Origin of the sequence: Pseudomonas ogarae, from assembly GCF_014268695.2 — a bacterium.
In the GTDB taxonomy this organism is placed as follows: Bacteria; Pseudomonadota; Gammaproteobacteria; order Pseudomonadales; family Pseudomonadaceae; genus Aquipseudomonas; species Aquipseudomonas kilonensis.
The window spans coordinates 4,949,745-4,964,269 of record NZ_CP077086.1; the positions used below are offsets into that span (position 1 = coordinate 4,949,745).

Consider the following 14,525-nt stretch of genomic DNA (forward strand, 5'->3'; position numbering starts at 1 on the left):
CGCAAATGGAAAAGTCGTTCAGCTCGGTTAACATGCCCGCCATCCACCCCTTCTCAAAGGCTGTGCCGTGTCCATTGGCCCTTCCCGTCCAGGCTCGTCCCTGCTATTGGCACTGATCATCAGTCCGCCATTGCTGGGCGACGATCTGTTCGTGGACAGCCAGTCCATGCCCCAGGTGCTGACGGCCACGCGCCTCAAGCAATCGCCAGCGGCAGTGCCAGGCAGCATGACCGTGCTCGACAGCGAGTTGATCAAGGCCAGCGGCGCCCGCGATATCAGCGAACTGCTGCGCCTGGTGCCGGGCATGATGGTCGGCAACATCAGCGGCAACCAGGCCGCTGTGAACTACCACGGCACCAACGCCAGCGAAGCCCGCCGCATGCAAGTGCTGATCGACGGCCGCTCGGTGTACCGCGCCGGCCTGGCCACGGTGGACTGGAGCGATATTCCGGTGGCCATGGAAGACATCGAGCGGATCGAAGTCTTTCGCGGCCCCAACACCGTCAGCTACGGCGCCAATGCGCTGATGGCGGTGGTCAACATCATCACCCGTGCCCCGGCCGACAGTCACGGCACCCGGCTGAAAATCACCCGTGGCCAGCGCGGCATCAGCGACTGGTACGCCAGCCAGGGCAGCGGCTGGGAAGGCGGCGACCTGCGGTTGTCGTTGTCCGGCCAGGAAGACGATGGCTTTGACGGCGACCGCAACGGCGCCGATTACCGCGACAGCCGCCGCCTGAACCGCTTCAACCTGTCCGTCAGCCAGACGTTGAACGAGCAGCAGAGCATCGACTGGCAATTGAATGCCAAGGACGGGACCAATCAGCGGCCCTACACCTACCACCCGGTGTTCGCCGGGATTACCGCCGCCGGCGACAACTCTGACGTCATCGCCAAGGACTACGCCGGTTCGCTGCGCTGGAACCTGGACCTGGACCCCAACCACAGTCTTTATGTACAGGGCTCGATCCAGCACTGGGATCGCCAGCAGACCTGGCGCGCCTGCGACGCCGAAGTGTCCTTCAGCCCGCAATTGACCGACCTGTGGCAGCTCAACCCCTACTATGCCGAGAAGCTGGCGCGCAATATCCCCAGCTACCTCAGCAGCGGCGCGCCAGCCGGCACGCCACAGGAACAGGCGCTGGCCAATCAGGTGCTCGACCAGTGGCGCAACGGCGCCTCACAAACCCTGTGCGGCGACATCGACCAGAGCGCCCGGGAATCGCGCTACGACCTGGAGATCCAGGACACCCTGAGCCTGTCCGACAGCCTGCGACTGGTCACCGGCGCCAACTATCGTTATGACCGGGCTGACTCGCAGACATACTTCAACGGCACCCTGGACGACACCACCTGGCGCCTGTTCGGCCAGCTCGAATGGCGGGCCACCGAACATTGGTTGTTGCAGGGCGGCGCGATGTTCGAAGACACCCGCCTGACCGGCAGTTCGCTCACCCCGCGGGTCGCAGTCAACTACCTGATCACCCCGCGCCACGGCCTGCGGGCGGTGTACTCCGAAGCCGTGCGTTCCCCGGACATGTTCGAGAACAACGTCAACTGGAGCTATCAGGTCACCAACCTGCAACCCGCCGCCTTCGGCCAGAGCAGTGCCCGTTACTTCGTCCGGACACGCGGCCCGGGCAATCTGGAACAAGAGCACATGCGCTCCCGGGAACTGGGCTACAACGGTTATTTCGTGGACCTGGGGCTGGCGGTCGACGTGAAACTGTTCCATGACGAAATCACCGGCATGATCAGCGAACCGTTGCGCAACAATCAGTACATCGCCAGCAACAGCAACGAATCGCAATTCTCCGGGGCCGAAACCCAGTTCGACTGGCGTGTGACCAGCGCCGACCGCCTGCGCCTGACCTATGCCTATGTCGACGCCCAGGCCAGCAACCCCCTCGACGAACAACTGACCGCGCGCAACAGCGGTTCGGCCGGCTGGCTAAGGGACTGGGGCCAAGGCTGGAACAGTGCGTTGTTCTATTACGCCGCCGACGCCCTCAATGGCTATCGCTACGAACGGGTCGACACCCGTCTCGCCCGGCGCATTCCCCTGGGCAAGGCCAGCCTGGAACTGGCGGGGGTCCTGCAACAGCGCCTGGACAACCAGCCCACCACCTTTATCGACAACCGCTACGACTCCCGCCATGTTGTGTACTTCAGCGCGGAGTTGTCTTTCTAGATGTCCCGACGCCCACCCCGCAAGACGCCATTTCATGGCCGCCTGACGCTAGCCTTATGCCTGATGTTTGCCGGTTGGCTGGCGACCATCGAGGCTCGGGCCGCCGAGGTCCTTTTGACCGGTGCCGAGGACAGCCCCGGCGTGCAATCTTTCACCCAGGCCCTGAAAACCCTGCGCCCCGAAGACAGCGTGCGGTTTACCCCGCTGGCCAACCTGCCGGCGCCGGACAAGTTGCCAGGCAATGTCCGCCTGGTCCTGCTTGACCTGCCCAGCCTCGACTGGCGCCTGCAAGACGCCCGGGGGCCGGCCACCCTGGTGCTGCGCATCAGCCGCCAGCAAGCCCACGATCGCCTGGGCGAAGCAACGCCTGCGCACCTGAGCCTGCTATGGAGCGATCCGCCGATGGCGCGACAATTGCGGCTGATCCGCACCATCCTGCCGCAAGTGCGACGGGTCGGCGTGCTTTACGACACCCACAGTGAATTCCTGCTCAAGGACATTCAACAGGCCGCGGCACCGCTGGGCCTGGCCATCGTCAGCGAACGCTGGGACGACACCAACGACAGCCGTCCCCTGCAAAACCTGCTGGGCCAGAGCGATGTGCTGCTGGGTCTCGATGACCCCGACTTGTACAACCCCAAGACCGTGAAGAACCTGTTGCTCAGCAGCTACGCCCGGCAACGCGCCCTGATCGGGCCCAGCGCCGCATTCGTCAAGGCCGGCAGCCTGGCCAGCACCTATAGCGACCAACAAGACTGGCTGGCGATTCTTGACGAGCTGCTGGACCGCCCCGCCACGACCTGGCCGCGCACGCTGTATCCGGACCGTTTCAAGGTCCTAGGCAACCGGCAGGTCTCCCGCTCACTGGGGATCGAACCGATTGACGCCGAATCCGTCGCGGCAACGCTGGCCGAAGGAGAACACCGCCCATGACCTTGCGTCGCCGTTGGGACATCAACACCCGTACCCAGCTCATCGCCCTCGGCCCGGCGTTGCTGCTGACCGTGCTGCTGATCAGCTTCTTTACCTTCGTACGGATCCAGGACCTGCGCCAGGAACTCAATCACACCGGGCAACTGATCGCCAACCAACTGGCGCCTGCCACGGAGTACGGGGTGATTTCCGGCAACAACGAAGTGCTGGAAAGCCTGCTCACCGCCACCCTGGCCACCCCGCACGTGCGCTTCCTGGAGGTCCAGGACAGCACCGACAAGGTCCTGGTGTACGTCGAACAACCCGAGCAAACCCGCAGCCGTGCCCAGCAGATCGAAGTCTTCCAGGCCCCGGTGCGCCTGCAGCGCATTGCCCTGAACAATGACTTCCTGCAAGGCAACACCACCTCCGTCGAAGCGGCCGGCGAAGATTACCTGGGCCGCGTGATCGTCGGCATGTCCAGCGATGCCTTCAGTCAGCGGCAGCAGGAAATCCTGTTCAAGGCCGCGATCCTGGCGCTGTTCGCCCTGCTGTTCACCTTCCTGGTGGCGCGCCGGCTGGCGACCAACCTGTCCCGGCCGATCCGCGACATCGGCAACGCGGTCAAGGCCATCCAGCAAGGCGACTACAGCACCCCGCTGCCCATCGTCGATGATGCCGAACTGGGGGCCTTGTCGCGGCATATCAACAACCTGGCCGGCGGCTTGGAACAAGCCAGCCGCGAACAGCACCAGGCCATGGCGCAGTTGATCAAGACCCGCGAAGAAGCGGAAAAAGCCAACAGCGCCAAGTCCGAGTTCCTGGCGATGATGAGCCATGAACTGCGCACGCCCATGAACGGCGTGCTGGGCATGCTGCAGTTGCTGGAAACCACCCGCATGACCGACGAACAGCACGAATACACGGCGCTGGCGTCGGAATCCACCGAACACCTGCTGAAGGTAATCAACGACATCCTCGACTTCTCGCGCATCGAACGTTCGGCCCTGGAACTGGAGCACATCCCGTTCAACCTGGCCGAGCTGGTGGCCAGTTGCGCGCAGTCCTTCCAGCACAGCGCCGCGCAGCGCAAGCTGGGCCTGGACCTGCTGGTCCCGGACGACATGCAGGCCTTGCAGGTCCAGGGCGATCCGACGCGGATACGGCAAATCCTGGTGAACCTGATCGGCAACGCACTGAAGTTCACCGAGCAAGGCCGTGTCACCGTGCAATGCCAATGGCAAGCCCTGGACCACGAACTGCTGTGGTTCACCTGCACGGTGCGCGACAGTGGCATCGGAATCCCGGCCGAGAGCCTGGAGCGCATGTTCGACGCCTTCCAGCAAGCCGACAATTCGATCTCCCGGCGCTACGGCGGCACCGGCCTGGGCCTGCCGATCGCCCGTACCCTGGCCGAGCGCATGGGCGGAACACTGCGGGCCCAGAGCGAAGAAGGCCAGGGTTCTGTGTTCACCCTTGAGATCCCGCTGGCCCTGTCGCGCCAGACGCCAGCGACCCTGGCGCCGCGCCTGTCTATCGGCAGCGGCAGCGGCGATGGCGGAGGCCGCAACGTATTGCTGGTGGAAGACAATCCGGTCAACCAGACGGTGGTCGAAGCCATGCTGCGCAGCCTGGGCTTCACCGTCAGCGTCGCCACCGATGGCGCCCAGGCCGTACGCAGCGCCGAAAGCCTGATTTTCGAGGCGATCCTCATGGATTGCCGTTTGCCCATTATCGATGGCTACGAAGCCACCCGGCAGATTCGCCAGTTGCCCGGCTGCGGCGAGGTGCCGATCATCGCCCTGACGGCCAACGCGTTGCAGGGCGACCGCGAAGCCTGCCTCGCGGCGGGCATGAACGATTACCTGGCCAAGCCGTTCAAAAGGGTCGATCTGCAGCAGATTCTGCAGCGCTGGGTGAACTAGAACAGGTCACTGGACCATCTGTGACTGGCGTGAAAGGCGAAAGTGCGGCAGTCTTAGGCACCCGAACAAGCCTCGATTGGGGCTTGAATAAAAATTTCAGTGCACAGGTGTACATTCATTTCCCGTGTGCTGTGACTTTCACTACAACGCAATAGTCTATGAGTAGGCTGTCGATTCGAGGCATGAACGCTTCGGTCGGCCGGGAAGATTTGCCCCACCCTGCCGCATGGGACTATTGAGGAGCTCGCATGACCAAACAAAACGCCTTTACCCGGGAAGATCTGCTGCGCTGCAGTCGCGGTGAGCTGTTCGGCCCAGGTAACGCGCAACTGCCCGCCCCGAACATGCTGATGGTGGATCGCATCACCCATATCAGCGAAGAGGGTGGCAAGTACGGCAAAGGTGAATTGGTCGCCGAGCTGGATATCACTCCGGACCTGTGGTTCTTCGCCTGCCACTTCGAAGGTGATCCGGTCATGCCGGGCTGCCTGGGCCTGGACGCCATGTGGCAACTGGTCGGTTTCTTCCTCGGCTGGCAAGGCCTGCCGGGTCGCGGTCGCGCCCTGGGCTCGGGCGAAGTGAAGTTCTTTGGTCAGGTCCTGCCGACCGCCAAGAAAATCACCTATAACATTCATATCAAGCGTGTCCTCAAGGGCAAGCTGAACATGGCCATTGCCGATGGTTCGGTCGCCGTGGATGGTCGCGAGATCTACACCGCCGAAGGCCTCCGGGTTGGCGTTTTCACCTCCACTGACAACTTCTAAGGGTTATCCGCATGCGCCGCGTCGTTATCACTGGTCTGGGCATCGTTTCGTGCCTGGGCAATGACAAAGAGACCGTCTCCGCTAACCTGCGTGCAAGTCGCCCTGGCATCCGGTTCAATCCGGAATATGCCGAAATGGGTCTGCGTAGCCAGGTTTCCGGCTCCATTGACCTTCCCCTCGAAGAGCTGATCGATCGCAAGATCTACCGTTTCGTCGGCCACGCGGCGGCTTACGCCTACCTGGCCATGAAGGACGCCATCGCTGACTCCGGCCTGACCGAAGAGCAGGTTTCCAACCCGCGCACCGGCCTGATCGCCGGCTCCGGTGGCGCCTCCACCTTGAACCAGATGGAAGCGCTGGACATCCTGCGCGAAAAAGGCGTCAAGCGCGTTGGCCCGTACCGCGTCACGCGGACCATGGGCAGCACCGTTTCCGCCTGCCTGGCCACGCCGTTCAAGATCAAGGGTTTGAACTACTCGATCTCCTCCGCTTGCGCCACCAGTGCCCACTGCATTGGTAATGCGGTCGAGCAGATCCAGATGGGCAAACAAGACATCGTGTTCGCCGGTGGCGGCGAAGAAGAACATTGGAGCCAGTCGTTCCTGTTCGACGCGATGGGCGCCCTGTCCAGCAAGCGCAACGACACCCCGGACAAGGCTTCCCGCGCCTACGATGCAGACCGTGACGGCTTCGTCATCGCTGGCGGCGGCGGCATGGTGGTGGTCGAGGAGCTGGAACACGCCCTGGCCCGTGGCGCCAAGATCTACGCGGAAATCGTCGGCTACGGCGCCACTTCCGACGGCTACGACATGGTCGCACCAAGCGGTGAAGGCGCCGTGCGTTGCATGCAGATGGCCATGTCCACCGTTGATGCACCGATCGACTACCTGAACACCCACGGCACCTCGACTCCGGTCGGCGACGTCGCGGAAATGAAAGGTGTGCGCGAAGTGTTCGGCGACAAGGCCCCGGCCATCAGCTCCACCAAGAGCCTGTCGGGTCACTCCCTGGGCGCTGCCGGCGTTCACGAAGCGATCTACTGCATGCTGATGATGGAAGGCAATTTCATGGCCGGTTCCGCCAACATCGACGAACTGGATCCGGAAGTGGCCGACCTGCCAATCCTGACCAAGACTCGCGAAAACGCCACCATCAATACCGTGATGAGCAACAGCTTCGGCTTCGGCGGCACCAACGCCACCCTGGTCATGCAGCGCTGGCAGGGCAAGTAAGCCCCGCCGCTACGCCACACACAAAAACGCCCCGACTGGTTCGGGGCGTTTTTTTTGCCTGGCAAATATGCCCAAGTTCATTGTGGGAGCGAGCTTGCTCCCACAGTGCTCCCTCAATCAACGCACGACAAACCGCTGCTGCGTCAGCAGCCGATCGCCTTGGAACACCATGAACCGCCACTCCCCCGGCACCACTTCGTGGCTTTCGGTGAATTCGTAGGCCATGACATCCTGAGGCGCGCCGGGCACCAGCTTCTGGATGACCTCGAACTTATCGTGGCGCACGCCATCGGGGGTGCGGATGCCGGGGGTGAAGTACAACAGGGTCAACGGCTGGTCGTCCGCGACCTTGCCAGCCAACTGATAGCGCATGCCGAACTTGGTGCCCAGCTTCGCCGGCACGCTCTCGGTCTGGCGGATCTGCTCGTTGCTGCGCCGCAGGACCCGCTCTCCCGATTGCAGCTCGGCTTGCGGCCCTTCGAAGACGCCGTATTCCACCGGGCCTTCGACACGGACTTCGGCCTGTGCCAGGCCGCAGGTCAACAACAGCGCGATCAGTGCGCTTGAACGGGTGAGGTGCATAGTGCGCTCCTTGATTGAGATGAGCGCGAGGGTATGACGCGGGAGTGACAGGCTGATGACAAAGCAATGTTGGTCTGTGGGAGCAAAGCTTGCTCGCGATGCAGGCACCTCGTTTCCCCGGAAACCGGCGTTGTCTTCATCGCGGGCAAGCCTTGCTTCCACACAACACCGCCAAAAAGTTATCCCGCGCCACCTTCCGCGCCACGTCTTGCGGCAAGGCATCGAGAAACGGATCGAAACTGCGCAGCTCCTGGCCCAACTTGTCGAACCGCCCGACGACATCCGACCCCACCATGAAGCGCTCAGGAAAGCGCTCCACCAGCTTTACCCACTCATCCCGGGGCTTGCCCGCCTCGTCCAGAAAGTACGGCGTGAGCACGCTCCAGGACAGGTCTATGTACAGATTGGGGTAAGCCTCGAGCATGCGGGTCAGAGTCGGCAACAGAAAATCCAAGTGGGTCTGGTGGCGATGGATTTCCATGCTGGTACCGGCGTGGGCCCAGATGAAGCGCGTGTGCGGGTGATTGCGCAACGGCTCCTCGATTTCTGCCAGGTACAGCGGATTTTTCTCACGCTTGGAAGTGATGTTGGAATGCAGCATCACCGGCAGATCGTTCTCGGCCGCCAGGTGATAGATCCGCGTCATGGCTTCGTTGTTGGCCCGAGGGGTGTCGCCCGCGGTCAGCGCCGTCAGGTCGTCATGGCGGGTGAAGACCTCGCCGATGCCTTGCCACAACCCCGGGTAGAGATCGAGCATGCGCTGGATATGGGCGGCGGAGTTCTTGTCGTTGGGGTTGAAGCCCGACAGGAATGGATGGAAGTGCCGACGTTGTTCGTCGGTCAGCTTGCTCACCGCTGCCGCGACAATCACGTCGGTGGCGCTGTACCAATAGGCATCCGCGTCGTCACCGGCGTAATAGCGCGGACGCTTGGGCTCGTCCTCATGCCATTTCTTGGCCACCGGCACACCGGAAATCATCACATGTTCAATGCGATTGTCCGCCATTGCCTGGAGCAGCTTGGGCATGCCGGCGGTTTCCTGAAAGAAATCGACGTAATGCAGGTGCGCATCGCTGTAGGCATATTCGCGGGCCATGGCGCCGCTACTCGAAACGACCAGCAGCCAGGCGAAGATCAAACGGGTCAAGGGCACGGGCAGTCTCCAAAAGCCATGAACACCGTAGACCCCAACCGTCCCGCCTGGGTTCAAGGCGCATCTGCCGCGTCTGCCGGCGGCGGGTTATGCTTCGTGCAACCGTTGTTCAACCTGGAAGACAACATGACCACTCCCCTGACCGTTCGCCCCCGCACCGAAGATGTCGAAGGCCAGCCGATTCTTCGCCCGCTGCCGTCCGCCAAATGCCGCAGCGTCGGGCCTTTCGTGTTTTTCGATCACATGCTGCAAACCACCTACCCGGCCGGCAAAGGCATGAACATCCGCCAGCATCCGCACATCGGCCTGTCCACACTCACCTACCTGTTCGAAGGCAAACTCCAACACAAGGACAGCCTGGGTTCCGACCAGGTGGTGGACGCCGGGGATGTCAGTTGGATGACCGCTGGCAGCGCCATTGCCCACGTCGAACGCACCCCTGAGTCATTGCTGGGCAGCGCTTTTGTCATGCACGGGTTGCAAGTCTGGCTGGCCTCACCCCAGTCCCACGAACAGGGTCCCGGCCACTACAGTCATCACCCGGCACATAGCCTGCCGGTCAGCGAGAACCTGGGGGTCAGCATCCGCATGATCGCCGGGTCAGGCTTTTGCCTGGAATCGCCGGTGCCGGTACTGTCGCCGACGCTGTATGCCGAATTGAACCTGCAAACTGCAACGACCTTGCTGATTCCCACCGAGCATGCGGAGCGGGCCCTGTACGTATTGAGCGGTGAGGCGTTGCTGGACGGCGAGCCGGTGCAGGCTCACTCCTTGGTGATATTGCCGACAGGGGAAGAAATGACGCTGTTTGCCGACAGTGACTGCCATGCCGTGCTGTTCGGCGGTGCGCCCCTGGACGGGCCGCGACGGATCAACTGGAACTTCGTTTCCAGCGATCCGGCCCGGATCGATGAAGCCCGCCGGCGCTGGGCGGCTGGGGATTGGCCGACGGTGCCGGGGGAAAGCGAGCGGATCGAGTTGCCCTAGATTCAAGGTTGCCTGTCAGGCAGTCATCGCGAGCAAGCTCGCTCCCACACTGGATCGGTGTCGTTCGCAAGTGCTGCGAACCCCCCGGTCAAATGTGGGAGCGAGCTTGCTCGCGATGGCTTTGTATCAAACGCCCCAATCTCAGCCCCTGAACACTTCATCCAACAAGTTATGCATCGACCGGAACGCCCGCCCGGCAACCTTGGCGTCGTACATCATCTTGCCCGGCACATTGGCCTGCGGGTCGGTGAACGAATGCACCGCACCGCCGTAGCTCAGCAATTGCCAATCCACCCCGGCGGCGTTCATTTCAGCTTCGAAGGCCGGTAGCTGCTCTTTCGGCACCAGCGGGTCGGAGGCGCCATGCATGACCAACACCGCGCCCTTGATGTTCTGCGCATCGGCCGGGTTCGGCGTATCCAGGGTACCGTGAAAGGAAATCGCCGCCTTCAGCGGTGCACCGCTACGGGCCAGTTCCAGGGCGCAGCAGCCCCCAAAGCAAAAGCCGAACGTGGCCAGCCTGGAAGCGTCGACCTGCGCTTCGCCCTGGCTCTGCAGTTGCTCGAACGCCGCCTGCATGCGCTTGCGCAACAAGGCCCGGTCGTTCTTGAGGGGCATCATCGCCGCCCCCGCCTCATCGGCATTGCTCGGGCGGACCGTCTGCCCGTACAGGTCGGCGATCAACACCACATAACCGTTGGCCGCCACCGACTTGGCGATCTCCTCGGCCCCCGCCCCTACGCCCATCCAGTTCGGTGCCATCAGCAAGCCCGGGCGCGGGCCCTGCTGATTGACGTCGAAGGCCAGGCGGCCTTCATAACTTTGCCCTTCGATCTGATAGACCAGCGAACGAACCGTAACCTGACTCATGACTGACTCCTCTTGAACGGAACACCAGAATCGAGTAGGAGGCGGATTTACATCCGCCGTCCTCTCACACCACCGTACGTACGGTTCCGTATACGGCGGTTCAGGTTACACGGCTAAGCCGGTTTATCGTATCCAGTATCGAGACCAGCCCGAGTTGATCCCAGAGTTTCTTCGGTAACGCCTGATTCATATGTGACGCTCCCGAGCTCCACCATGGGCCACGGCCATTGGACGCTGACTTGCAGGCGCGCCCTTCGTCGAGCCCCAGACGCATCAGGTTACGCGCCCTCGTTGAAGGCTGCTTCCATTGACGCCAGACGATACAGCGCAGCTTGTGACGTATCCAGCCATCAAGCTGCTCCATTGCGCGCTTGCCCTGAGTTAACTTGAAATAACCCGCCCAACCACGCAACACGGGGTTTATCCGTTCGATGACGTTCGCCATCTTGCGACCCCGTGCACCACGCAGCAGCTCCCTGAGTCGGTCACGCAAGCGACGCAGGCTCATGGTTGCCACTCTCAGCTTCGGCTGTTGATGCCAGCTCATCCCATAACCCAGGTAATCACACATCCAAGACCCCGCTACTCGGCTCTTTTCCCGATTCAGCGTCAGTTTCAGACGCTGATTCAGGAAGCGCTCGACACCGGCCATCACTCGTGCACCAGCACGAGGAGTGCGCACATAGATGTTTGCATCGTCGGCGTAGCGCACGAAGCGATGACCTCGCCGTTCCAGTTCGCTGTCGAGTTCGTTGAGCAGGATGTTCGACAGCAACGGCGAAAGCGGGCCGCCTTGCGGCGCCCCTTCCTGCCGTCGGCTGACGAGTCCACCTGACATCGTTCCCGCTTCGAGGTAACGACGGATCAACGTGAGCACACGCTTGTCTTCGATTTGACGCGCCACGTAAGCCATCAGGACATCGTGGTTGACCCGATCAAAGAACTTCTCCAGATCGAGTTCCACGCACCAGCGGTGACCCGCTGCCACATGGCCGCGAGCGGTTTCGATGGCTTGGTGAGCGCTTCTGCCCGGACGAAAGCCGTAGCTGTAGTCCGAGAACAGAGGGTCGAAGATTGGCGTCAGCTGTTGCAGCAGGGCTTGTTGGATCAGGCGATCCACGACGCTGGGGATACCCAGTTGTCTTGTCCCGCCTTTGGGTTTGGGGATGTCGACGGCGCGTACACCTTGCGGGTGGTACTCACCGGCCAGCAACCGAACCTTGAGGATCGGCCAATACTGTTTCACGTAGCCCGCCAAGTCGTCGACCGTCATGCCATCGGCACCCGGTGCGCCCTTGTTGCTGACTACGCGTTGATACGCACGCCTGAGATTGGCCGGTGCAAGCACCCGCGCCATCAGCGTGTCCGGCTCCGCGTTCGTCCACGTCACAGACGCCGCCAATACCTGTGCGCTGTCAGCCGTCATCCTCGGATACTGTCCGGGACTCGGAGTAACAGTCTTCTCTGGGAGAAATTTCTGCATTTCGGTATTCAACGAGACTCTGACGCCTACTGGCGGCATAACCTGTTCGGCCCTTGGTGACGAGGTTAACCGCCACTTACTATGGCTTCGGCTGACTTCTGCACGCTCATCCCGTCGCCTCTCGACGCCCGGTAGCACAATGGCAAACGTACAGATCTCCCAGGGTAATTCGCGTGACCTTCCTGCTTATGCCTGTCGGATCTACGTCGCAGCGTTCCGTGCAAGTATTGGGCTTTGGTAGTCATTGCCACCTTACCCCGCTACGCCGCCTGATCCGCTTCCTATTCGTCAGGCCAGCATTTTGCCTCGGGCTTCCTTCAGATTCGCAGTCGCCCGCGACACCCTTGCCTCTGGCTAACACTTCCCCTTGCCGGGTGTGTAGAGGACTTTCACCTCCAAGTCACCAGCGAGGCCACCACAGCCAAGCTGGTTGCGCTTGCGCGCAACGCGCCATGCCTGGCGCACAATGAAAAAACCCGCCGAAGCGGGTTTTTCCTGCACTTGCTTAAGCTGACAGTTCAACCAGCAGCTTGTTCAGGCGACGCACATACGCCGCCGGGTCCTTCAGGCTGTCGCCAGCCGCCAGGGCCGCTTGGTCGAACAGGATGTGCGACAGATCGCCGAAACGCTCTTCGCTCTGCTCGTTGTCGAGCTTTTCCACCAACGGGTGGGCCGGGTTGAATTCGAAGATCGGCTTGGAGTCCGGGACTTTCTGGCCGCTGGCTTCGAGGATCTGGCGCATTTGCAGGCCCAGGTCCTGCTCACCGATGGCCAGGATCGCCGGGGAATCGGTCAGGCGGTGCGAGACACGCACTTCGCTGACTGCGTCGCCCAGGGCGGTCTTGATCCGCTCGACCAAGCCTTCCTTGCTCTTGGCGACTTCTTCGGCGGCCTTCTTGTCTTCTTCCGAATCCAGGTTGCCGAGGTCCAGGTCACCACGCGCCACGTCGACAAAGCTCTTGCCGTCGAATTCGCTGAGGTAGCTCATCAGCCACTCGTCGATGCGGTCGGTCAGCAGCAGCACTTCGATGCCTTTCTTGCGGAAGACTTCCAGGTGCGGGCTGTTCTTGACCTGTGCATAAGTTTCACCGGTCAGGTAGTAGATCTTGTCCTGGCCTTCCTTGGCGCGGGCCAGGTAATCGGCCAGGCCAACGATCTGCTCGCCATCGTCACCCTGGGTCGACGCAAAGCGCAGCAGGCCGGCGATTTTCTCTTTGTTGGCGAAGTCCTCGGCCGGGCCCTCTTTCATGACCTGGCCGAAGTTTTTCCAGAAGCCCTTGTACTGCTCGGGCTCGTTCTTCGCCAGTTTTTCCAGCATGTCCAGCACGCGCTTGGTCAGTGCAGACTTCATGGAATCGATGATCGGGTCTTTCTGCAGGATTTCCCGCGAAACGTTCAACGACAAATCGTTGGAATCCACCACACCCTTGATGAAGCGCAGGTACAACGGCAGGAACGATTCGGCCTGGTCCATCACGAACACGCGCTGCACGTACAGTTTAAGGCCGCGTGGCGCTTCGCGCTGGTACAAATCGAACGGTGCACGGGCCGGCACGTACAGCAGCGAGCTGTATTCCAGCTTGCCTTCGACCTTGTTATGGCTCCAGCTCAGTGGGTTCTCGTAGTCGTGGGCGATGTGCTTGTAGAACTCCTGGTATTCCTCGTCTTTCACCTCGGTGCGCGGACGGGTCCACAAGGCACTGGCGCGGTTGACGGTTTCCCATTCCACTTCAGGCTTTTCTTCGCCTTCGGCAGCGGTGACTTCCTTCGGCAACTCGATCGGCAGCGCGATATGGTCGGAGTACTTCTTGATGATGTTGCGCAGGCGCCAGCCATCGGCGAACTCGTCTTCGCCGGACTTGAGGTGCAGCACAATGCGGGTGCCGCGATCAGCCTTGTCGAGGGTGGCGACCTCAAACTCGCCCTCGCCCTTGGACGACCAGTGCACGCCTTCGCTCGCAGCGACGCCGGCACGGCGGCTGAACACTTCGACCTGGTCGGCAACGATGAACGCGGAATAGAAACCGACGCCGAACTGACCGATCAGGTGGGAATCTTTCTTCTGATCGCCCGACAGGTTCTTCATGAAGTCGGCGGTGCCGGACTTGGCGATGGTGCCCAGGTGCGTGATCACCTCTTCGCGGCTCATGCCGATGCCGTTGTCTTCGAGGGTGACGGTTCTGGCGTCCTTGTCGAAGCTCACACGGATTTTCAGCTCAGCGCCGCCTTCCAGCAATTCAGGCTTGGAAAGGGCTTCGAAACGTAATTTGTCGACAGCGTCAGAGGCGTTCGAAATCAACTCGCGAAGGAAAATTTCCTTATTGGAATACAGCGAGTGAATCATCAGGTGCAGCAGTTGCTTCACCTCGGTCTGGAAGCCCAGGGTTTCCTTTTGAGTTTCCACGCTCATGGTCATCAAACTCCAA

The 14,525-nt window shown here is 61.6% G+C and carries 11 protein-coding genes; 6 read left to right on the forward strand and 5 right to left on the reverse strand.

Translation table 11 applies throughout. The features are described from left to right. Nucleotides 1–67 precede the first annotated feature (67 nt). From HU749_RS21715 to fabB, 5 genes are all read left to right on the forward strand, one after another. Entirely contained in the window at nt 68–2,191 is a 2,124-nt protein-coding gene (locus HU749_RS21715) for a TonB-dependent receptor plug domain-containing protein (protein WP_095963525.1), read from the forward strand. Next, nucleotides 2,192–3,124, forward strand: coding sequence for an ABC transporter substrate-binding protein (locus tag HU749_RS21720; RefSeq protein ID WP_186652418.1), 933 nt, complete (start codon nt 2,192–2,194; stop codon nt 3,122–3,124). It abuts the gene before it with no gap. Continuing rightward, on the forward strand, nt 3,121–5,028 hold the full coding sequence (locus HU749_RS21725; RefSeq protein WP_186652416.1) for an ATP-binding protein: 1,908 nt from the start codon (nt 3,121–3,123) through the stop codon (nt 5,026–5,028). Before HU749_RS21720 ends, HU749_RS21725 begins: the two co-directional genes overlap by 4 nt. Nucleotides 5,029–5,276: 248 nt before the next feature. Continuing rightward, entirely contained in the window at nt 5,277–5,792 is a 516-nt protein-coding gene (fabA, locus tag HU749_RS21730; RefSeq protein WP_003204400.1) for a 3-hydroxyacyl-[acyl-carrier-protein] dehydratase FabA, read from the forward strand. Between the two features lie 11 nt (nt 5,793–5,803). Further along, the gene (gene fabB, locus HU749_RS21735; RefSeq protein ID WP_014339570.1) at nt 5,804–7,024 is read left to right on the forward strand and encodes a beta-ketoacyl-ACP synthase I; all 1,221 of its coding nucleotides are present in this window, start codon (nt 5,804–5,806) and stop codon (nt 7,022–7,024) included. A gap of 117 nt (nt 7,025–7,141) precedes the next feature. On the opposite strand, the gene HU749_RS21740 is transcribed toward fabB, so the two are convergent. Both HU749_RS21740 and HU749_RS21745 read right to left on the reverse strand, forming a co-directional pair. Beyond that, nucleotides 7,142–7,606 carry a DUF3859 domain-containing protein gene (locus HU749_RS21740; RefSeq protein ID WP_014339571.1) on the reverse strand — a complete coding sequence of 155 codons (465 nt, stop codon included), beginning with the start codon at nt 7,604–7,606 and terminating at the stop codon, nt 7,142–7,144. A gap of 136 nt (nt 7,607–7,742) precedes the next feature. After that, entirely contained in the window at nt 7,743–8,759 is a 1,017-nt protein-coding gene (locus tag HU749_RS21745) for an amidohydrolase family protein (protein ID WP_437127823.1), read from the reverse strand. Between the two features lie 126 nt (nt 8,760–8,885). On the opposite strand from HU749_RS21745, the gene HU749_RS21750 reads away from it, so the two are divergent. Continuing rightward, nucleotides 8,886–9,746: a pirin family protein gene (locus HU749_RS21750; protein ID WP_079304417.1), complete on the forward strand. Its 861-nt coding sequence runs from the start codon at nt 8,886–8,888 to the stop codon at nt 9,744–9,746. Nucleotides 9,747–9,887: 141 nt separating this feature from the next. Here HU749_RS21750 and HU749_RS21755 read toward each other — a convergent pair whose 3' ends face one another. The 3 genes from HU749_RS21755 to htpG all read right to left on the reverse strand — a co-directional run bounded on the left by HU749_RS21755 (nt 9,888) and on the right by htpG (nt 14,509). Continuing rightward, nucleotides 9,888–10,616: a dienelactone hydrolase family protein gene (locus tag HU749_RS21755; protein WP_186652412.1), complete on the reverse strand. Its 729-nt coding sequence runs from the start codon at nt 10,614–10,616 to the stop codon at nt 9,888–9,890. Between the two features lie 100 nt (nt 10,617–10,716). After that, nucleotides 10,717–12,138, reverse strand: a complete 1,422-nt coding sequence (gene ltrA, locus HU749_RS21760) for a group II intron reverse transcriptase/maturase (protein ID WP_052967978.1) — start codon at nt 12,136–12,138, stop codon at nt 10,717–10,719. A 466-nt stretch (nt 12,139–12,604) separates the two neighbouring features. Beyond that, the gene (gene htpG, locus HU749_RS21765; protein ID WP_186652563.1) at nt 12,605–14,509 is read right to left on the reverse strand and encodes a molecular chaperone HtpG; all 1,905 of its coding nucleotides are present in this window, start codon (nt 14,507–14,509) and stop codon (nt 12,605–12,607) included. Nucleotides 14,510–14,525 lie beyond the last annotated feature (16 nt).